Annotated in this window: 18 protein-coding genes; 1 reads left to right on the plus strand and 17 read right to left on the minus strand. The window is 40.9% G+C overall.

Translation table 11 applies throughout. The features are described from left to right. Positions 1-610: DUF4167 domain-containing protein (locus GQO39_RS04010; RefSeq protein WP_156851076.1), on the minus strand; the 610-nt coding region annotated here is incomplete at its 3' end. An 845-nt stretch (positions 611-1,455) separates the two neighbouring features. On the opposite strand from GQO39_RS04010, the gene GQO39_RS04015 reads away from it, so the two are divergent. Next, the gene (locus tag GQO39_RS04015; protein ID WP_246668515.1) at positions 1,456-2,352 is read left to right on the plus strand and encodes a formate dehydrogenase accessory protein FdhE; all 897 of its coding nucleotides are present in this window, start codon (positions 1,456-1,458) and stop codon (positions 2,350-2,352) included. 564 nt (positions 2,353-2,916) lie between these two features. On the opposite strand, the gene GQO39_RS04020 is transcribed toward GQO39_RS04015, so the two are convergent. The 16 genes from GQO39_RS04020 to yacG all read right to left on the minus strand — a co-directional run bounded on the left by GQO39_RS04020 (position 2,917) and on the right by yacG (position 21,339). Next, the gene (locus GQO39_RS04020) at positions 2,917-3,372 is read right to left on the minus strand and encodes a hypothetical protein (RefSeq protein ID WP_156851046.1); all 456 of its coding nucleotides are present in this window, start codon (positions 3,370-3,372) and stop codon (positions 2,917-2,919) included. A gap of 650 nt (positions 3,373-4,022) precedes the next feature. After that, positions 4,023-4,385, minus strand: a complete 363-nt coding sequence (locus GQO39_RS04025; RefSeq protein ID WP_156851047.1) for a hypothetical protein — start codon at positions 4,383-4,385, stop codon at positions 4,023-4,025. 214 nt (positions 4,386-4,599) lie between these two features. Next, entirely contained in the window at positions 4,600-5,337 is a 738-nt protein-coding gene (gene bgtC, locus GQO39_RS04030) for a gene transfer agent tail collar protein BgtC (protein ID WP_156851048.1), read from the minus strand. Continuing rightward, on the minus strand, positions 5,334-6,458 hold the full coding sequence (gene bgtD, locus GQO39_RS04035) for a BaGTA-type gene transfer agent maturation protease BgtD (protein WP_156851049.1): 1,125 nt from the start codon (positions 6,456-6,458) through the stop codon (positions 5,334-5,336). Before bgtD ends, bgtC begins: the two co-directional genes overlap by 4 nt. After that, on the minus strand, positions 6,451-6,912 hold the full coding sequence (locus tag GQO39_RS04040) for a hypothetical protein (protein ID WP_007552737.1): 462 nt from the start codon (positions 6,910-6,912) through the stop codon (positions 6,451-6,453). Before GQO39_RS04040 ends, bgtD begins: the two co-directional genes overlap by 8 nt. A gap of 341 nt (positions 6,913-7,253) precedes the next feature. Next, complete coding sequence (gene bgtE / locus GQO39_RS04045; RefSeq protein WP_156851050.1) at positions 7,254-8,717, minus strand: gene transfer agent protein BgtE; 1,464 nt, start codon at positions 8,715-8,717, stop codon at positions 7,254-7,256. A gap of 281 nt (positions 8,718-8,998) precedes the next feature. Further along, positions 8,999-9,694 carry a phage adaptor protein gene (locus GQO39_RS04050; protein WP_007552739.1) on the minus strand — a complete coding sequence of 232 codons (696 nt, stop codon included), beginning with the start codon at positions 9,692-9,694 and terminating at the stop codon, positions 8,999-9,001. A 150-nt stretch (positions 9,695-9,844) separates the two neighbouring features. Beyond that, positions 9,845-10,963 (minus strand): BaGTA-type gene transfer agent major capsid protein, encoded by a 1,119-nt coding sequence (gene bgtG, locus GQO39_RS04055; protein ID WP_156851051.1) that lies wholly within the window; start codon positions 10,961-10,963, stop codon positions 9,845-9,847. 15 nt (positions 10,964-10,978) lie between these two features. Beyond that, complete coding sequence (locus GQO39_RS04060; protein ID WP_156851052.1) at positions 10,979-11,299, minus strand: hypothetical protein; 321 nt, start codon at positions 11,297-11,299, stop codon at positions 10,979-10,981. Further along, complete coding sequence (locus GQO39_RS04065) at positions 11,283-12,098, minus strand: hypothetical protein (RefSeq protein WP_156851053.1); 816 nt, start codon at positions 12,096-12,098, stop codon at positions 11,283-11,285. Before GQO39_RS04065 ends, GQO39_RS04060 begins: the two co-directional genes overlap by 17 nt. Before the next feature lie 61 nt (positions 12,099-12,159). Beyond that, positions 12,160-14,001 carry a BaGTA-type gene transfer agent portal protein BgtI gene (bgtI, locus tag GQO39_RS04070; protein WP_156851054.1) on the minus strand — a complete coding sequence of 614 codons (1,842 nt, stop codon included), beginning with the start codon at positions 13,999-14,001 and terminating at the stop codon, positions 12,160-12,162. Further along, on the minus strand, positions 14,001-15,338 hold the full coding sequence (locus GQO39_RS04075) for a PBSX family phage terminase large subunit (protein ID WP_156851055.1): 1,338 nt from the start codon (positions 15,336-15,338) through the stop codon (positions 14,001-14,003). Before GQO39_RS04075 ends, bgtI begins: the two co-directional genes overlap by 1 nt. A gap of 256 nt (positions 15,339-15,594) precedes the next feature. Further along, positions 15,595-15,912 carry a hypothetical protein gene (locus tag GQO39_RS04080; RefSeq protein WP_198039408.1) on the minus strand — a complete coding sequence of 106 codons (318 nt, stop codon included), beginning with the start codon at positions 15,910-15,912 and terminating at the stop codon, positions 15,595-15,597. Further along, the gene (locus GQO39_RS04085; protein WP_156851057.1) at positions 15,909-16,175 is read right to left on the minus strand and encodes a hypothetical protein; all 267 of its coding nucleotides are present in this window, start codon (positions 16,173-16,175) and stop codon (positions 15,909-15,911) included. Before GQO39_RS04085 ends, GQO39_RS04080 begins: the two co-directional genes overlap by 4 nt. Positions 16,176-16,784: 609 nt before the next feature. Then, positions 16,785-19,394, minus strand: a complete 2,610-nt coding sequence (gene clpB / locus GQO39_RS04090) for an ATP-dependent chaperone ClpB (protein ID WP_156851058.1) — start codon at positions 19,392-19,394, stop codon at positions 16,785-16,787. A 1,744-nt stretch (positions 19,395-21,138) separates the two neighbouring features. After that, on the minus strand, positions 21,139-21,339 hold the full coding sequence (gene yacG, locus GQO39_RS04095) for a DNA gyrase inhibitor YacG (RefSeq protein ID WP_156851059.1): 201 nt from the start codon (positions 21,337-21,339) through the stop codon (positions 21,139-21,141). Between the last annotated feature and the right edge of the window lie 91 nt (positions 21,340-21,430).

Genomic DNA, 21,430 nt, shown 5'->3' on the forward strand with positions numbered 1-21,430 from the left:
AGGTTCTTGAAAATTCAAGGGATACTTCTTTTTGGGCACGCACAGTACGGCGCCGTGAAGGTCGACGTGTTTTTTTAATAGGTTCAACACTTTCTTCTTCTCTACATTTCTCTTGGTCATTTTTCTCATACGACAGAGCATCAGCTTCTGCTACATCTTCACGCGCATGTCCATTTTGTGCTTTTGCATGTTGACTATGACCACTTTTTTGCGACTGGGTTTGGAGTACATTTGCATCATCAGCGACAATGTCTTTTTCCTCACCTTCAGCGTTTATTTCACCGTATTCTTGCTCACTGTTTTCATCACGGCTCTCATCGCGTCGAGGATATTGGGGCGTTTGTCCAGAGGCTGCCAAAATAATACGCAAGTAGTGCTCAGCATGCTGGAGATAATTCTCTGACATAACACGATCACCAGCCCCCTGTGCATCACGTGCCAGACTTATGTATTTGTCGGCAATTTGCTGAGCATTTCCGCGAATCTTAACATCTGGACCGCTGCTTTCATAATTCCGAGACAATGGATTAAGACCGCGACGATTATTATTATTGTTATTACCATTGTTATTATTGCGACCGCGTACCCGTCTATTTTGTTGTGGCCTCATTTTTATCCCTTTTTGGAGTATATGTGTCTTAATTGACTCTTCTTCATTGCGTTATTTTTCGATAATGTTGATCATGTGTAAAATACGATATCAGGCTATTGGCGTTTTATTTCACTCAAATGATCCCTACTGATATTTTGATAGCTACTGACATTTGATAAAAGTATATTTTTTTGAAAATCACAAAACAGCAGGGAAACCGTAAGCAAAAATTCCCTATTTCTCTGTTAACAAGCAGAAACCTAGTGATGTTCATCTAAAATGCCAAGTGTTTTTTTTCAAATAGACCATATTTTGTTAAAAAAATAATCATCTTGTGGAAAAACAAAAAACGAAAACATAAAAAAACCGCCTCCAGCAAACAAATAACCACTGCCAGAAAACAATAGAAGCTCTCTTTTTTGCTCTAAAACCACCGATTCTAAAAATGCCTATACTCTCTGCCCCCACGCATTTAATGCCTAAGCACCTACACCATCCCAAATCACTGAAATACTTACCACGTGAACATAGTGCTTCTTCTGCGCTAAAGCAACCCCCTTTTGTGAATAACAACCCATCCCCGCTTCACAAAACCTCTTAGCCTATGTAAATAGATTAATATGAAGCATTATTCAAGTCCTATAATCACCAACAAATCAATCTTCTTGCCAAAGAAGGACAATTGCACTATAAACTTCCGATTTAATTCTATGAAATTTATAAGTAAATCGGATCACTTTCATGAAAAACTCAGCAAAAAATTAAATATAAAAGCACAAAAAAACATAGGCTTAAGAGAAAAAACAATCAACATGCCACGTTTTCCAGAAAATTCAGGGTCATTTCAAAAAAAGCCAAAGCCCATGAACAATAATGGCATAATAGACTCTCCAATTTTTACCATACTTCCTCATAAAAACACTTTCTTTGTAAAGCGAGCACAACGTTTCGCGCATTTAGCCACACTTCACCCCGATAAAGAAACTCTCCTTTTTTATGCTTGTTTTTGTGATACCCAACAAAAATTGACTGAAAAATTTAAAGATTTTGCCGCTCCTCTTAGACGTTTTGGTGCCCCTTCAGGACCTCCTCTTGATCGCTCAAAACTTCTCACTTTGGGCTTTTATGAAAGCATTGTTGAAGATTTTTTGAAACATCTGTCAACTCCAACAGTCTTTGGTCAAGGGCTCTCGACAACAAGGCAGGAAGCGTTAAAACGTACACAACAGCAAAAAGACCAATGGCGCCTATGGGGAGACAATCTGTTAAACCACAGACTTCCTCAACAACAATTAGCAGAACATCTTTTCATCATTGGCGCATTACAAATCCTGTATTCTCTTGCTGCTTCACAATTTGATGCGCAAAGCTTAAACTCACAACAAACCAACCTCTGTCCCGCCTGTAGCGGGACACACACCGCCAGCCTCATTATCGAACGGAAACGACACGAAACCGTAAAGGTTTGTTCTTGCCTCTATTGCGGTACGCTATGGCATACCCCGCATACCCAATGCACCTTTTGTAAAGCAACGCAGAATATTTCCACTCACACAACCGAAAACATTCGTGATGGCATAGTTTTTGAAACTTGTGAAACATGTGGGTTTTATTGCAAACAACTCAATCACTACAAAAATCCTACACTAGATGTTTTTGCCGATGACATCTCTACCTCCACACCTGATTTTTTGCATAAAGCCTCTTTTCATTTTAAGAATAAGAGTTTCAATCCCTTTTTAGCAAAACACAGAAAATAACCAGAGTTTCAAACCAAGACAAGAACACCCGAAAAGCCTCTAGGAACTCCATTAACAGCCTAAAAGAAAAAAGCCCCAAAACGGTGACAAAAGGCTTAAAGCCGCGGTTTTACTACAAAGAAATATAGCAAATACAAAAAACCCCTTGCCACCTCATATACACCACAATAAGTTCTAGAACAGCCTTATTTATGAAAAATAATGTGGCATTTTTATGATTTATGTTGAAACAATTTTCAGATTAAGAATACACACGTTGTATTATAAGAAAATGAACGATCTTCATACTTACTGAAGCAAAGTCAAGATATGTTCTGCCTCCCTCTTTTCACCTCTTGAAAAGCACTATACGCAAACAAGATTCTGTATTGCTTTCTCATTTTTACGGTGCTTTGCAATACCTTTTAAACTGGTAGATTAAGAAAAAGCTTTACACAAATCTCCCACTATAATTTCAAACTTGTCATTTTTAAAAGCACCCCCTTCATAAAATGGGATATTTTTTGAAAATCTTCATATCTTTTTAATAAAATTTTGCATACGCTTGAATTTCTGTGTCAAAATTTAAAAATGATTGCGCATATTACCTTTTTCTCCCTCTTTTTCCCTCTCTTTTTCATTCATAAAACAATCCTGTAAGAGAAAATAGTTCCCATCTCCCGGCCGTACGACTTTCACACATTTTTTCTTTGTACTCTCAGAAATCGTATCCCATATTTCACGAATAGCAAAATAAGCTTCACTTTCCATACTAATACAGCGCTGATAAACTTCCTTTTTCATATCAGGCATAACTGAAGCAGCAATTTCCTTACAATAGATGCGCATATCAAAGACTGGAATAGTCAATTCAACAGGAGCTTGTTGTATTATTTGTTTGTGAGAAAAAAAAGAATTGAAAATTTTGACAACTCCAAAACAAAAAAACACCCCACAAAAGAGCAACATACAAATAAAAGCGATCTTGCGATATAATCTTTTAAAATAAGCGTTTTGCCTCGCGCGGATTCTTTTTTCCATAAAGACAGCATCCTTTAATATCGAAAGATAAGCTTTTTCACAGCAAAAAATGAGAGAAGCATCTATATACAAAATACATGTTGCAGTCTGCAACTTATCAAGCTTTTTATGTGAAAACACTCATTTTTTTGTATAATGAATATTTTATCCTCTTTATTTGCGTAATTCTTGTGAGATAAGTTTTTGCATCCACTTAAGGTTTATTGATATAAAATCCTAGAACAAGAACTGTGATGAATTCTCTTTTAATCGGTATAAATAAATACTGTTAAATAAACGCTCTCATTTTTGATGATACCACCCCCGAACTTTATAGCCCCCTACCACGCTTCATGATACCGAAAAGATTCCACTCTACCTCCAATTATCCGCACCACAAGCAGCACATAAGCTAGAAACGAAGCACATTCTTGCTTTCCTGCCTTTGATAAAGATCCATATCAAAGAGGTAACACTCTTTTACCTTGTACACTATGATTACAACCGATTACCTACACACCAATGACACCTTAATAAGCTTGCAAACTAAGAACTTGCTGTTATTTAAAGAGCACAAGCCTCTCCTTAGAATTTTTTTGTATTTTCTCAGAACTTTATAATTTTCCCAAGCGGTATAATGTTAATAGAAGGGAATAAATTGGAATAACTGGTTATTTGAGATCACTACTACTTATTTTTATATCACTACCAGCACTTATTATTTTACTACCTTCACTACTTACTTTGGCGTTTTCATTGCCTGTTTCACTCTCTTTACTGCTTTGATTAGCATTTTGTTTAACATTTTCAAGATCTTTGATAATTGTTTTCAATTGTTGTTCTAAAATATCCACACGCTGTTTAAATTGGAGAGTATTTTGAGTCTGTATTTTATCAAAACATTGCAGATCTTGACGCGTTTGCTTCAACAGAGCATTCAAAGGAGCATGTCCCATTCTTCCGCTAGCATAAAGAACCACGCGAATATGTTCAGGATCATCAATATCAGCGATAGAAAAGGGAAAAAGTGCCATTGTATGACCTCATATATGTTATAGAATAAAGGCAAGCGGATTAATTTTAATGAGCACCACCAGCTTGTTGTGACACACACAATCAACAAAGTAATCAACAGACTGTTGAAAATTGACTGAGAGATTCCATCCAACTGAAGCACTCAATATTTGCAAGCATTTGATTCAACGAATAGTTTGCGCATTCTTTCAGCTATGCAAAAAGATTCAGCTCTCACACTTTAATGGCATAAACGACTGCCTCATTGGAATAATGAGGTCTGCCTATACCCATAAAAATATTTTTAGAAGAACTTGAATCATGCAAATTAGGTACATTGAATGTTGAATACCCATTCCCAAGTCCCCATGTTATACCGATTGCCTCAAAGAGGTTTGCATACTCTTTCCGTGAATATGCTTTACCATCACACAATAGCCAACCTTCAGGTATTTTTTTCATCGCAAAAGGTGCAATGAAACCTGCTGGTAAATTTTGAGAAAGGCTGATTGTAGGATTTGTTAAAAACCAACCATCCGCGTTCTTTCCGGCAATGTCATGAGTATAGACGATTTCATAAAGACCGCCTCTTTGAATTTCTCCCCCCTTTAAAGGCGCTATACCACCCGCTGTTACCGTATAAACGGGTCGCACAAGCAATTGGTTTAAAGCGACATTTGTTATCCCTTTATTTACCCCTTGTGCTTTAAAGCGCACAACAATACCCTCCTTATAAGATTCAAGAGGCGATTTTGTTGTTAAATGAATGGATGTTCTGTTTCTCTCCTCATCCACCGTAAATTGTGCATCAATCACCCCCCCATTATCTAAGAGATACTCTTTGATACGTTGCATCATCACGCGAGAACTATCATTCACTGAACTTGGAGGTTGTCCTTCAGCCCAGTTTATGCTCTCATCGGCATAGGCGTTTTCCGATGCAATGAGCGACCAATCATAAATTGAACTCATAGAATATATCCTTTTTGTAAAAAACGAAGACGGGCAAAGAGAGAAGAAAAGAAAGCAGCAACCTTATTTTTAGGCGGTGATATTTTTTCCATTTTCAAGCCGATTTTATCATAATTGACATGCAAGAGTTTTGTTTTAGCATGCACATAGACAGCATCAGGATTCAAACGCAGCACCTCTTGAGCAAGGACGCCGCGATAACGTTGTGGATCTCCTTTATAATTAAAGGTATAAAGCGGATAGCCATTTTTTTCGCCGACAGGAACAATATTTTCTTTGGCTCTCACATCACAAAGCCCTAAAATTCCTCCCACCAACCCGAGCACTTGCTGTGCATCGCGCAATGGATCTTTTGTAATGGAAGGTATTGTTGTGGACTTTCCTGATTGTGTCCCGTAATTTCCAGCAGATTGGGTTCCCACGCGAAGCAACTGTTCTAACCGGTTCCACCCTTGATTATCTTGTTCTGACCATTTTTGACGCTGCGCATTCAAAGCATTCTGACGGTTAGAATCTTGGATTATTCCACCCTTTAAAGCATTGCTTTGCGCGTTACTTTGCCCTTGATAGTAGGTGTTCGCTGCATTAGTCTGATCATACAGGGAACGATCAATCATCTGATTGGCATTCATCATATTATGAACATCTTGATTATACTGCTGCGCAGCTGCATTTGTTGCCAATGCACCAAGTTCATCGGCAAGCACCCCAGTATGGGCGCCAGATCCATAGCGCCCAGCTCCAGACATAGATTGATTAATAGCATCAGAAGTTTTACTCAGAGCATTTTGCAATGCAGCATTAAATTTACTATTACCTCCAATCCAGTCTCCCTTAGCCATATTGAGGAGGTTGGAAGCACTTTGGGTTGGTGCATTAAGCCACTGAGTTAATGCTGGATTATTATACTGACCAGCAGCCTGTTCTAAACCGGTGAGAGCATTTTTTGTCATATCGCTCAAGCCAGCAACACGTTCACCTTGATAAACATTTCCGCCAATGCCTTTATTATAAAGGTCAAGCGCTTGAGAACTCGCTTGTTTAAAGATATCGGCCGCCCACGCTGGTGGTGCATTTGTTTGTGTTGTTGTTTGCACTTGAGGTGTTTTTTTTCTACTCATGGGACAAAACCTTTCTATAATAAACAAGATTACGAGAATATCCGTGATGCGCTAGCATTTTAGCCCATCCAGATCTTCCAAACATATGCATTTCCTCAGCATTGATTGTCCGCGCCCATTGTTCAACCTTATCGATCAATTTGACCAATTTCAGCCCTCCCTCTCCAGCAAGATCTGAGAGGACGACGCATTTTTTCCCCGTATGGGTTATTTCAACTTTGGTAATCGCAAAAGCACTAAATTGGGTTTTGTTTTTTAAGACCAACCATAATTGTGCTTTTCCGGTAGCGAATTCTTCAGCAATTGTAGCTAGACAAACATCATCAGGAAAGCGCTTAGCATATTTTTTTAGTGCAGCATTGAGAGCATCTTGATAGGGCTCTATTTTTTCCCATGTCCACTGATCTGTAAGATGGGCAGAATAAAGATTTTGGCTGTCATGTTGTCGTGTCATAATTTTAGCTCTTTCTGCTTTCTCTTACGAAGAGAACTTTATGACCAATGATGAAGCATGCAAATCTCTTGCTCTTTTATACAACGAGAACACATTGCTTTTAAGAAGAAGCAGCCCACCACATTGCACCTAGTATAAGAGGCATACATCTACATTTCCCTCTTATCATTTATGCCACCATATATTCTTTCGTAAGAATAGAAATTTACCGCACACTTCTTTTATCAAAATAGGCATGCTCATCGCACACTTCTTTTATCAAAATAGGCATGCTCATCGCACACTTCTTTTATCAAAATAGGCATGCTCATCGCACACTTCTTTTATCAAAATAGGCATGCTCATCGCATGCCGGCCGACCTCAATTCCACATCGAATCCCGTCACATGAGACCAATTCATCCCCTCAGGAATACGCAATTTCAAACGATAAAACCGTGCTCTTGCGCGACAATGAATTTGCCCAGTATTGTGGGAAGGTTGTTTTTCCGGCAACCAAACAGTTTTCTCTTCGAGAGATTGACGAAAACGCATTCCCACAGATAAATAAAACTCTCCACTATTCACTTGAGGCATAATACTTTTCACGCGAGTTATGACGCCATTTGTCTGTCCCATTTCTTGTGAAGTCACCACACAATCCATAGGAGGACCTGAAAATGAGCCAAGTCTCCCCTGATGATCAAATGCACCGAGAATAGGAGATTCATTTCTCCAAGCTTTACTATCGAGAGAAAAGGGTAAATCATCAATGTTCTGAGTAATTCGATCAAGAGCTTCTAAAGTGATTCCGGCTAAGAAAATAGGCAAAATCATATTGATACCCACAACCGCTTTTGTCCATTTTTGTAATCCCCAATCATAAATGAGCAAGATGCGTTTTTGAGAACTCTCATCGGTATCGACCATCCAATAAACGCGATTATACACCCCATCAATGGCAGCAGACAAAGTGTACAAATTATTCTTATGGGATTTTGCCGTCATGGTTCGATCTACTTTTTCGAAACCAATTGGTATAATCTGTCCCTCATTGGTCATCTGATAAAATCCACCTTCATCAGCAAAGAAGGCGAGATCACCGCGACAAACGATAGATTCGGCATTTTTTGCACCGCGTTTATCATGGATTTTTTGGAAACTGAAAATAATTTTAGAACCAGGGATAAAAGATCCGGCATAGATTGCAGAACGCATAAAGATGATTGGGTTTGTCGTTTCCGTTGCGCCTTGCACAAAACCACCATCAGGAAAATCCTGATAATCGCAACTTTTTTTACCAACAGTCCAACATTCGGCATCGTTCAAGCCCGACCAATGAACACGCCTTGGATGCTCTGTCAACTTCATCAAACAGACGAAATCGCCCCACACACGAACGATACCTGCTTGCGGTGGATTTCCCCCTAAATTTCTAAATCTTTTGTCATGATTAATATCGATCACTTGTGGCTTATCATTGGCATTAACAGCAATGACATAGTCACCAAACAAAGCAAAAGACCATGGGGCATCAACATTAGCGAGATAAGGTTTTCCTGTTTTGCTGATATTTTTCCAGCACATTGTTGTATTATCGAGAAGGTAAATTTTTTCTTCTGTACCAACAATAATAGACACACCATTTTTTGTTTTAACAGCAAGAGCCCCTAAAATGCGATCAGGACAAGGCTCTGATAAAGGTTTAAAGCTAGGCATAGGGATATAAGACCCATCAGCCGGCAACACATTGATAAGTTCATCGGTAAAAATGCCATTGATATCAGCAACATCGGGACGATAATCAGCAATTGGGAAAAAAGCCATTGAGAACCCCATTGAAAAAATATTTGCAGAGCCTTATCCATGCGATATTTCAAGATGTTTCAAACCGCAAAGACTTGTTTTATTTTATCCACCAAAGCCCTTCAAAATGGACAAGGCTCTAACAAAGACGTAAAGTTCAGGTTATAGGGAGCAAATGAAAGCACATTAATGTATACATTGCCTAAGATGCCACAAGTGCCACGCATCAACCACTAGCCGTTAGCGCTCACCACCAGCATTTAACGACTAACACCAACCACTAACAACTGAGAAAAAGCCCTTTAAAATCTCATTGGAAGAATAGTTGAAGAAGCTTTTCGGCGCGATGTTTCAAATCGCAAAGCTTGGAGCTGTTCTTGAAAGTCTCGAAAAGAAACAGCAGCATATTCAGGATCTTTAAGGATATTTTTGTAGAGCTCATATTTTGCACGTGCTTTAATAAGATCAAATGCATGGATCAACCAAGGATTATCTTCCTCTCTCATCTGTTTATCCCCCAAACGGACAGGAGCATAAAAAAGGCGTACTGTTTCAACCTGTTGAGGTGTTGGAAAGAGTCCTATTTTTTGATCATGATAAGTATAAAAAAGAGGTATCCCTTGTGAGGATGGCAATCCATATTGTTGTTGCAATACCTCAAAAGATTTAAAAGACAATTGTCTTTGTGTTGGTGTATGTGTTCCTAAAAGGACCAATGCCAACGCCTTTTCTGATTCAAAAAAAATTCCCTCTTCTTGCCCATACCATGTTTTTCCACTCTGCGTTTTAAACATCACCTCTCTTTTTTCGTTAAAGAAGAAGGGCTCCCGTTCACACAAACGCAAGGCAGTCAAAATGGAATCTTGAATTTGAACGGAATATTCCGCTGTTGTATCATCAATTTCATCTTGAATAAGCACTACCATATGAGAAAAAGTTTTAGAATGGTCCAAATGTGTGAAATCAAGATCATTGTGATCAGAAGAAGAAACAGTCATGAGCAATCATAATCCTTTTGCGTATGCGACATGATAGGCGTTGTGTTTTTTACGTATTCTTCCCCCAACAGAATATTCTGCCACCCCAACAGAGTCTCCCCCATCCCAACAGAATATTCCATTGGGGGAAAAATTTTTGAACAAGCGCCGTTAAGCTGGTGCTCCATAAGTTGGAATAACGATGGTTCCAAAATCCTGCACGCCCTGTGTGCTTCCTGGCAAATTATAGCAAGTTTTTTTCATACCAATAATGGTTTTCGCCGCAACACCGAACTCACGCTCATAGTCGAACAGCTCTTCCACTAATTTATAGCGTGTAGCACCACGGTCTTTTCCAAAAGCAATAACAGCACTTTGTGCTCCAAGCAAAACAGCTCGACGAACATTAGCTACAGCCTTGTTTGTTGTGCCTGACTCAACGCCTTCAGTAACGTGTTCAGCTTCACGCAAAACGACTCCATTATACATGCCCAAAGACCCATCATAGAGCGGATTTTTGAGACGGCTTCCACTATAAATCGCCTTAGTAATGTCGAGCCACTGCCCCGCATCTGTATTGGTTCGCAACTGCGTCACTTGCGTTGGGTGCAGATAAAGGACATAAACATTTTCCCCCTCGACCCGCACTGGTCGAATTTTTGGATTTGCAAGCTTAGCGCGTTCAACCGCTTTATCGATCAACTTGAGATCAAAAACATCATTTTCTTTTAAGTCTTCATCTTTTGTTTTTCCATTGGGACGCACAATGCGTTTATCGGTTGGTGCAGTTGGTGCATTAAACCCGTAATGGACAGGTTTAAGTGCAATAGTGCGTCCTTCAAAGTTAAGTGCTTTTGCGGTATAGCCGCAAACTTGAATAAAGAACATCATGCTAAGACGATCCGCATACCAATCAACCAAGCCATTTTTAGCTTCAGTACGCAAATCGTGTAAGATACGCTGCTGATCAATAGTGCCTTCATTTTTGACACGCACAGCATGGACAAGTTCATTAATTGCCAAGCGGTCATTGAGAAATTGGAGAGCTTCTTCATTGCCTTCCAACGCCTGCCCTTCACTCACCCCATCACCGAGCAACTGAACACGCAAGCCAAAGCTAATCGCATCACCACTTGCCTTATTGGTTTCATCTTTTAACTGTATGATACTGTTAGAATCGTTCCCAATCAATGGCGCAATAGGGATTGCTTTTGAAACTTCTTGGTTCAAAAGTTTAGACCATGTGCGTACAGCCATTGGGTCGTTGATTCCGATATAAGTTACGGTCATTTTATCCTCTTAAAATTATTGATATAAAAAAACCGGCAAAGCGCCGGCTATTGAGATTCCACATTTCTGGTTTTCAAATGGTGGATCAATTGTTATGTGTTTTGGATAATTTTTATTGATAATTTTTGTCTTCCCCCTTTGAGAAAATCTCCTCATCGCGCTCTTGCTCTGAGAGTTTTTTTCCATTCTCGCTTCAAAAACTCCCTCACCAGATTCACCCTTCAAGCGCTCTCGCCATGCATACACCTCAAGCTCCACACGAGCTTCTTCACTCCCCCCAATGCTATCTGGAGAGCTACGCCACCACGCATTCTGGTTTTTAAGCTTCTCTACCACCCATTAAGCGATTAAAAACAGCTTTGTTTTTGGGCTCAGAGACCCAACTACCAAATTCTGTTTCTGTCATTTTGTCGAGAATATCCAAAGAAATGGGTCCATTCGCAGCCAAACCATTATAGGCCGCAAGTGTGCGAGAAGAATTTTGTCTTTCCTGCAAATTTTCACCAATGTTACTTGAAACGCTTGCGTTATTTGGAGCACTTGTATAGCCAATTTTTTGCGCAATGGTATAGATCACTTCGGCAGGATTTTGATTTTTTTTCGCACAATCGCGCAAGATTTGCTTCAATTCATTGCCAATCACCACGTCCACAACTTGTTGATCTGCCATTTCGGGATAGAGCGGAGCATAAGCAGCCAACTGCTTCGCCCGTGTATCATAAATAAAATCGGCAGCTTGATCAAAATCATGATGCTTTTGTTTAACAGTAGCAACGGACTGCTGGTAGAAACTATGCAACTGTTCTGGTTCAGAGCCCATAGCAGGTGGTTGTTCAGAGAGCAATGCCCCTTGTTTGTAGAGTGCTTTTCCCAACCATTGTATATAACCCATAAAATCCTTTTTCGGATCTGGAGGTGCATCAACCCCCAGTACCTTTTGAACCTCTTGTGCTCGTGCGCTTTCTTGCAATGATTGCTGTTGTTGCTGTCCATTTTGACGCTCTTGAAAATTTTCTTCAAGGGTGTTTGCTTTTTCTCCCCCACCCACTTCGGGATCTTCTCCCTGATCAACAGTAGGAAAAAAATCCTGTTTTAATTGATTTTGTTCTGTTAGTGTTAAATATTCTCGATCCATACTAATGACCTTCTCTTTTCAAACAATAAGATGATATTTTTTCAAATGAAACAGTTTATCTTTACGCATTTTCCCTGTGTAAAATAGTCTGCAACAGCTGCTCCACTCCAGCATTACCGCTAAACTCTCCTACAGTTTCATCACTATCGTACAATGGAGCACTTTCGCTCTCAGCGCTCTGCTTTTGCGTTTTGATGGCAATTTTGTGGATAAGCGAAGCTGGCAAAGGAGAATAGTGTAAAAGATCAAGCATAATCTCTGGAGTTGCAAAATTTTGCATCAAAGGCAGCAATTGCATAATAATGGCGAAAGTCCGCTCTTTTTCATTAAGACTTGTTGGAGCATCATCAACAACGATATCATATTCCAAACTGGTGATCATTTCGCGTGTAAGTGGAACATATTGCGCATTTTCGTCCCCAGCAATACGCACCAATCGCCCATCTGAGAGATAATTCTGAATGAGATAGAGAATAATTTTTCCCTGTCGTTGCCGATATCGACGCAAACCATCAAAGAAAGAAGCCAACAAATTGAGTGACGATTGGCGGCGTTGTTCTTCAAGAATTCCTGGTTGGTTGACCGCCCTTGTCCCAATGAATTCAGAAGACAAACCGGTTACTTGTTCAATTGCACTTTTTGCTTCATTAAACAGTTGAAAGAAGCCCTGAGGGAATTGTGCAACGGGTTTAGGCTGGATTCTTCCACCAGAAACAGCTCCACTTTTAAGCCAAGTAATACTATCGGCTCTCGCCCAACTTTCCATAGCTTGTCGATCATCATCGAAAGCATCCCGTTCAGCCATAATTCCGCCTTTAGACTGACTATTAAGCAAATGCATCACCTGACTAAAATATTTATTTGCCCAACGTTGCGGATCTTTTGTTGGTTTCACAATACCGTAAAATTGCCGGCTCAACTTATCAAAGGTACCAGTAATACATTCCCAGCCCAATTGATTAGGCGGTACCAAAGGCTTATCAGGTGCGTCGAGCAATTTTTTTCCCAAAAAGGCCCGTTTGACAATTTTTCTGGTCAACCTCGTTGCTTGAAGATGCGGAAAGTCTTTACAAAAATTTTGGAAATCCCGTTCCGAATAATCGATAAACTTCCCGCTTAAAGGATCAAGAACTCTATAAACAACTTCGCGTTCGAACCAACGACATTCAGCCAAAGTAACCATTTTAGGAGGTTGTAAGCTGCTCGCATCATCTCCCTCACCATAATAGCTTTGCCTATCACCACTGCCCATTTGAGGCAAAAACATATGCTGCTTAACCCAATCGGCATCAAGATCGCTCCAATGGACATGAGGAAACATTTCTCTAGCAACTGCCAGCGGTTTTTCATCAATATACCATACGCGCTGTGCATCAATGAGATTTGGTTTTACAGCACTTGCGTCCCAGACCATTTTCATCGGGTCCAATCGTGCAATCACTGGTTTTCCTTGCGGGTCTTCTTCATAGTCAAGGCGAGTATCTGTCCAGCCCATTCCGCAAATAATCGCATCTTGAAATGCATCAGAATCTTCATACTCTCCATCGGCTTCGTCACGAAACCACTCGGCCGCTCCAGTGAGGATTTGGTTAGCAAAAGCTGCCCCTTCTTGGCGTGGAATAAATTGCACTTGTCGTTTATTATTGCGCTCTGTACCGATCACCGCATTAATCAAAGGAGCAATGCGGTTAAAGGTCATAACCGGCCTATTTTGTTCTTGCAACACAGCAAGATCTTGTGCATTCCATTGCCGACCATTATAAAAATCGTAGTCTTCTTGAGCATTTTTTCGCCACTGTTCAACATGAGCAATATCATCGTGATACCAATCAACGAGTTTTTTAAAGAGCGCCTGATGTTCAAGCGTCTCTAAAGGATCAAAAGAATTTGTAGAAATATTCATTAAAAAGCCATCCATGAAGTTTGAGAATGGTGAAACGAGCGATAAACGTCTTTACGGGGACGAACATTAGGCTGTTCATAAGCCACACACATCAACCCGAAACTATCGGCGCCATGGCTTGCCCAATCGTGTTCAGCCCCTAATCCGATATTACGCTGTTCGTCACGCCTTTCGTGATACCAAGCGAGCGCTTTTCGACCAGCATGTGTAGTATCTCGATTAAACCATATGGCAGGAAACAATCGCCTAACAGCTTCGATGCGCATTTTAACAGCCCCCACTCCTTGATTAGGAATCACCTTAGTCTGAAAACCAGCTTGTTGAAGAGCACTTTCAAAACTGACATTATAGACACGATCTTTAGTTGCGCCATCATGGGGCAAGACCATCAATGCTTTATCATATCCCCTCTGGAACACCCAACCAACATGCTCTGAGAGAGGCTGCCCTTGCGCCTCATAGTAATCAAGAACACGTATTTCCCGTCCAACAAATTGTGCCACCCACAAAGCGGTGGCATCAGCCTTTGCCCCTGTTCCTCCAATATCCCAAAAGATCTTGATCTGCATCAGTGGGTCACGCGGAACAGTGGTAATACGCCCTTCCCGCGAAGCTTCAAGCAATGCCTTTTGGTAATAAGCGCCTTGAACAGATTGGAGATATTCCCCTTCCCAAATATGATTATACTGCTCAGGTCTTTGTTCTAAATCCGCTTTCCGATCACGGTTCAGTTTTTCTGGAAAGAGAGGGTTATCACGCCAATTAATTTCCACACCTTTAATATTTTGATTATTCACATTGCGGAAACGCTTTTCCACGGGAGCATTTTCATGGCAAGGGTTCCATGTCACCCACAATTCGGCATTCCAATCTTTTCCTTCTTCGCGCAAAGTTGGAATAAGCGTTTGCCAAGCAGTCTCCGTCACGGGCTCTGCCTCATCTACCCAACAGAGGAAAACGCGACCCATTGACTTAATACTTGCAATATTACGATCAAGCCCCGCAAAGACATAGATGATACGTCCATCTTTTGACCTAATATATTTATCACCAATTTCATAATAGTCTTGGAGAAAAGGATAGGTTTCAATCGCCCGTTTAATTTCCTCCAACGAACTTTCATTGAGTGAATTTTGAAATTGTCGTGCACAGAGAATAATACCCCTTTCCCCAGCCTTTCCATGCCGATATCCCATAACAGCAGACATCAAAGCAAAGGAACGCGTTTTTCCAGAACCCCGTCCTCCCCAAGCGGCACGCACATCAGCTTTTCCAGTAAAAACAGAAATAAGCTTCGGAATGAGAGCAATTTGCGCTGTTTTCTGAACAGTTGTCATTGTAAGATTTTGTAATTGTGTAATTGAGAAATAAAATTCCCTCTCACCTCATAGTTTTGGTTTCCATTCAAAGATAAAAAAACGTCCTCGATAATTGCGCAAGAGTACACCTTTGTTCTCTCTTCGACCTGAATTTGTTTTTTTGTGCATGACCACCCCCCATTCCCACTTACAAAGGTTCATCACGCATATGCTCCTCAAACACCATGCCCCCAAGCATTACACAACAAACCATACCCCCTCTATATCATACACTTCAGGCGTCACGCTTCTCAGGTTCCGCACCCTTTGCATCCACTGGCACAATCTCAATACGCGAGATTGTTTTCACCTTCCCCCCATCTTCTCCCGTAACCTGCAGAGGTAAAACTTTTGCAAGAAGTGAAAAAAAAGGTACAGGATTATTGAGTGCATGATACTGAAGATAAGATACCAGCCCATCCTCACCATAATGATACCCAGCTTGTTCAGCAGCTGTAAGAAGAGCCTCATTGAACCGCCTTGTTGTTTTATTCAACGCACCCTTAGTCCGCCCTCTTCGACGTAAAGGAAGGCAACTTTCACCTGCCATCATCCTGTTCCTTCAAATAAAAAAGAGCTGAGAGCACGCCATAAAAATAGCATGACAACCAGCAACAAAATTTCAAGAACAACCAACAACTTTTTGACAAAAAATCCAAAATGTTTCATAGGATGACTTAGGTAATCTTTGCGTAACAACACATTTTGCATAAACCTTTGCCAGACAATTGAGTAAAAGCCTTTTTGCCTTTTTATCACAAGCTCCTCCCTCTCATAACCATTACTCTCTTTATCCTCTAAAGAAAAAAGAAACATGCAAATCTTCCCTTACGCCTTCCAATAAAGGAGGCATAAAATAAAAGAGCAATAAAAAATAAAAAGGATTACAGTACTCTAGGATGAACTATCTGATACAAAACAGCAGTATCATCCTTTGATAAAAAAACGAGAAAAAGCCTACACTCATGCCCCCCTGCTTAATCCCCCAGCAAAGAGTTTTCTACAATGCATCGCAACACAAAGATTACTTAGACCATCCCATTGGATATTTCGGCCATCTATACAAGAAAATTCCCTCTAGAATCTCTCATATCGACTACACGAAAACATTATAACACAATCCCAGCACTGACTCTATAAAATCTGCCCCCATCACATTCAAGGGCTCATAAATCAATAACCGCTTATAACCGCAAGCTTTTCACAAGAAATCACAAAGCCTCTCATTTTGAAAACCACTACGATCCGAAGAATTGCAGACTCTAAAAAACTTACCAAAAGACAGAGCCGCGCCTACAAAGAACTCATTAAGTAAGGATACCACACCCCCACGATTTGCCATACTTGGCAAAAACGCACAATTCCGATTGTTTCATAATGATACCCATTCAGATTTACCTTGTCAAGTTTTTTATGTTCTCATTATTACTTTTTATCAACATCATGGGCATGCTCTTCATTATCAGACAAAAAAGTCAAATGCTCACCTTCTTTTGCAATTGTCACGGTTGATTCATCGTGAATTTTTCCAAACAAGATGTTTTCTGCCATTGGGTCTTGAATTTCCTTTTGGATAATGCGTTTGAGAGGGCGCGCTCCATAGAGGGGATCATAGCCTTTATGGGCAAGAAATTGCCGAACTTCTGGTTTGATATGCAAGGTTATTTTGCGTTCATTGAGTAAATTCTGCAAATGTTGAATCTGAATATCAACGATAGCTTCCATATCTTTGCGTTGCAATCTTTGAAAGAGGATAATCTCATCAATACGATTAAGAAATTCAGGACGGAAAGCCGCTTTTACGACATTCATGACATCATTTTTTGCTTGATCAGTTGTTTGCCCTTCAGGCAACGCAGTTAAAAAATCAGCGCCAAGATTTGAAGTCATAATCAACAAAGTGTTGCGAAAATCGACGGTTCGTCCTTGACTATCGGTTAAGCGCCCCTCATCCAGCACTTGTAGCAAGAGATTAAAAATATCGGGATGGGCTTTTTCAATTTCGTCAAACAAAATGACCTGATAAGGTCTTCTACGCACGGCTTCGGTAAGCACGCCCCCTTCTTCATATCCGACATATCCAGGCGGAGCTCCAATCAAGCGCGCACCGGCATGTTTTTCCATATATTCAGACATATCAATGCGCAACATTGCGTTGGAATCTTGGAAAAGAAAAGCAGCAAGCGCTTTGGTTAATTCGGTTTTTCCCACACCAGTAGGACCGAGAAACATGAAGGAGCCGAGTGGGCGATTAGGATCTTGCAGCCCTGCACGCGCACGCCGCACGGCACGTGCCACAGCTTGAACGGCTTCACCTTGTCCTACCACACGTGTGCTAATTTCGTCTTCCATACGCAACAGTGATTCTCGTTCTGCCTCGAGCATACGATCAACCGGAATACCAGTCCAGCGTGAAACGATGCGCGCGACATGTTCAGCAGTGACAATTTCTTCGACGAGATGATTTTGTTGGTCATCATTTTCAGCCATGCTCAATTGTTTTTCGAGATCAGGAATGACACTATAAGCCAATTCTCCAGCCCGTTGAAACTGTCCATCACGTTGTGCAATAGCCAAAGCATTGCGTGCTTCTTCAAGTTGTTTTTTCAAATCGGCAGCATACCCCAACTTTTGTTTTTCGGCCTGCCAAGCAGTTGTCATCTCAGCAGACTGTTGTTCCAATGTATTGAGTTCATCCTGCACGGTTTGTAAACGTTCTTTTGCTGTTGGATCTACTTCTGTTTTCAAAGCTTCTCGTTCGATTTTCAACTGGAGGATTCGCCGATCAAGTGCATCAAGTTCTTCAGGTTTTGAATCGACTTGCATACGCAACCGCGCCGCAGCTTCATCGATAAGATCAATGGCTTTATCGGGCAAGAAACGATCAGTAATATAACGGTTAGATAAACGCGCAGCCGCAATCAAAGCACCATCAGCAAGACGTACTTTGTGATGTTGTTCGTATTTTTCTTTAATGCCGCGCAAGATAGAGATTGTATCATCGAGCGTTGGTTCAGGCACAAAGACGGGTTGAAAGCGGCGCGCAAGAGCGGCATCTTTTTCGACATATTTGCGATATTCATCAAGCGTGGTAGCCCCAACACAATGAAGCTCTCCGCGCGCAAGAGCAGGTTTTAGGAGGTTAGAAGCATCCATAGGACCATCGGATTTTCCAGCCCCGACGAGATTATGCAATTCATCAATAAACAGAATGATCTGACCGGTTTCTGCTTGCACCTCAGCCAGTACAGCTTTGAGACGCTCTTCAAATTCCCCGCGATATTTTGCGCCAGCGATAAGTGCTCCCATATCCAGTGCATAGAGCTGTTTATCACGTAAAGTTTCGGGTACATCACCATTAACAATGCGCAGCGCCAATCCTTCAACAATTGCAGTTTTTCCCACACCAGGTTCACCGATCAGAACAGGATTATTTTTGGTGCGCCGTGAAAGAACCTGAATAGTCCGGCGAATTTCCTCTTCACGCCCAATAACCGGATCAAGTTTTCCTTCTCGTGCATCTTTTGTCAAATCACGGGCATATTTTTGCAAGGCATCATATTGGCTCTCGGCATGGGGACTTGTCGCCGTTTTTCCTTTACGCAGAGCATCAATAGCTTGATTAAGTGCTTGTGGAGTTAATCCTCCCTTTGTTAAAATATCGGCTGTTTTTGCGGACTTTTCCATGATAAGCGCTTGTAATACACGCTCCACTGTAACAAACTGATCACCTGCTTTTTTTGCAAGATCTTCAGCCAATGCGAAGACTTTAGCCAACGGCTGTGACAAATAAAGTTGTCCATTTCCCCCTTGCACTTTTGGCAAAGCATCGAGCGCTTGCTTGAGCGTCTCTTGAATAAGAGAGAGATCACCGCCAGCTTTTTGGATCAGTGACGCTGCTAACCCTTGGGAATCCTCTAACAACACTTTGAGAAAATGCTCCGGCATAAACTGCTGATGATCAGAAGAAAGGGCATTATTTTGTGCTGTTTGTAAAAAACCTTGCAACCGTTCGCTATATTTTTCCAAGTTCATTTTTTTCCCTTTCTTGTACCAGCCACCGCACTTTCACTCTCCAAGACACCCAAAAGGAACCGCTCCTCACAAAACACCGCGAGCAACGTAGCATAAAGAGTAACCGTAGTGCTAAAATGAATATGGGTCCTCACAAGCCCCATAACAAGAGAAAAAAAGACACAATGCCATTTTTCAACAAAACCACAGCTTTGTTATAAACGCCCCCATCCCCCCAACAGCAGAGCCATTCCCTCAAGCTCCACCATCACCACCCCTCCAGCAAATCCTCACTATAAGAGCCCCACAAGTATCCCACACCATCAACGCCTCATAATTAATAAACTGAATTTGAATGACAAAAAATAACTTATGATGGCGAACCTCACACCATCTATTTCAGGAGAAAACAATTTCACAATGAAAAAAAGAGGAACTTATCAACACCCATTTACAAGATGGTTCTTGAACACCCAATATTTTTTCCATCTTAGTGGACAATCAAGCAACCTTGAATTCCGCACTTCACAACAATCACGGCACAAGAAAAATAACCACAGGACAGCAGATTATGTATATGTCTGATAGAAAAATCTAGAAAATAATGCAAACAAACTAACCTTCTTCTTTACGGATACAAAACCCCTCGCCCCGATTTTGCAAGCAAACAGGAGTGGGAGATGGATTTTGTTTCCCAACCATTGTTTTCTCACTTTCCTAATAGCTTTTTTCACCTCGATTATTTTATGGATAAAAGGATGCTTTCACTTTGAAAAAGCCTCTGTTTTTAAAACTTCTAGCTTTTCTCCACAACCCCAACAGCCAATGCTTTCTTATCTTAAAAGATCTAGGCACTCCTCAACCCCAACACCTCATTTTCTTAGGCTTCAAATGCTCAACTTTTCGCCTTGTCTCAAACGCTAATCCTCCTAAACTCCAAAAGTCTCAGCCAAAAATCTTCGCATGTCCATTTACCCATCTCACTCTCAGCTCTAACGTACAATTCTTTGGCAATGCCCACCCTAGAGCTCCCCGTCAGCTTCAAACATCCCCCTCTTTCACATCAAAAGCTCTATTTTTAAAGTTTCAAACACAGCACCATCTTCCCTTCTTCATCACTTAAATTTACAGCTTAGACTTTCTATCCCCCCATCTTTTGTTTCCCGCAAACCTCACCATCAGGTTTTCCCCTTAGCTTCTCAATCCCCCGTCCTTCTGAAACCTAAACATTGAGGTTTCTTCTAGTCTCAAACTCTAAATTCCCCCCAGCACCGCATACACAATTTGTCTCCGCTTTCAAATATTCGCTTTGAGTCTGCTCATGGAAAATGTTTGATTCTCAACGTTCTTATAAGCGCCTTACTATCTTCTATTCTTCTTCATCCGTTTTTTGGCGACAATAGCAAGATAGACAATAGCAAGATATAAGCACCCAATTTAAATCAAGTGCCCCATACTGTCTCACCATCCCTCAACATCAATAACTCAGACTCTTCCTTCATTCCTAAACCACAGAGTCTTTCAATGCTCAAACTCTCTACTTCTTAATGCTGAATTCTATAATACCAAATATCAGCCTTTTCTTGGGCTCCAAACGCCTCATTCATCACCGCTCCCAATGCTCAAATATTCCCCAAGCAAACCTCAAATGCCTCATTCCCGACCACTTCAGTGCTCAATTTTCCCTCAACCTCAAACGCCCCACTCTACCTATTAATCTCAAACACTCGGTTCTCAACATTTTAAAACGCTTTAGCGTTTTATTTTACTCTTCTTCATCTGTTTTGTGCATTGATGACGGCAAGATATAAGCCCCCGAAAGCCACCGATTCAGATCAAGTGCTCGGCATCGTGTTGAACAAAAAGGATAGGAATTTTGTTGTGCCATCTGACCACAAATTGGACAAGGATATGGAGGACGGTTTGAGGACGTCTCCGTTTGCGTTAAATCAGGCTTTTTTGGCATTTGCTGCACCTTTGTTATTTATTTGTGCACCTTGTTTAATTTCTTTGCTGTTTCTTTTTTCATTTAACCTTTCTGCTTTTTATGGCTTTTT

It is taken from the genome of Bartonella refiksaydamii (genome assembly GCF_902652675.1).
GTDB classification, from domain to species: domain Bacteria; phylum Pseudomonadota; class Alphaproteobacteria; order Rhizobiales; family Rhizobiaceae; genus Bartonella; species Bartonella refiksaydamii.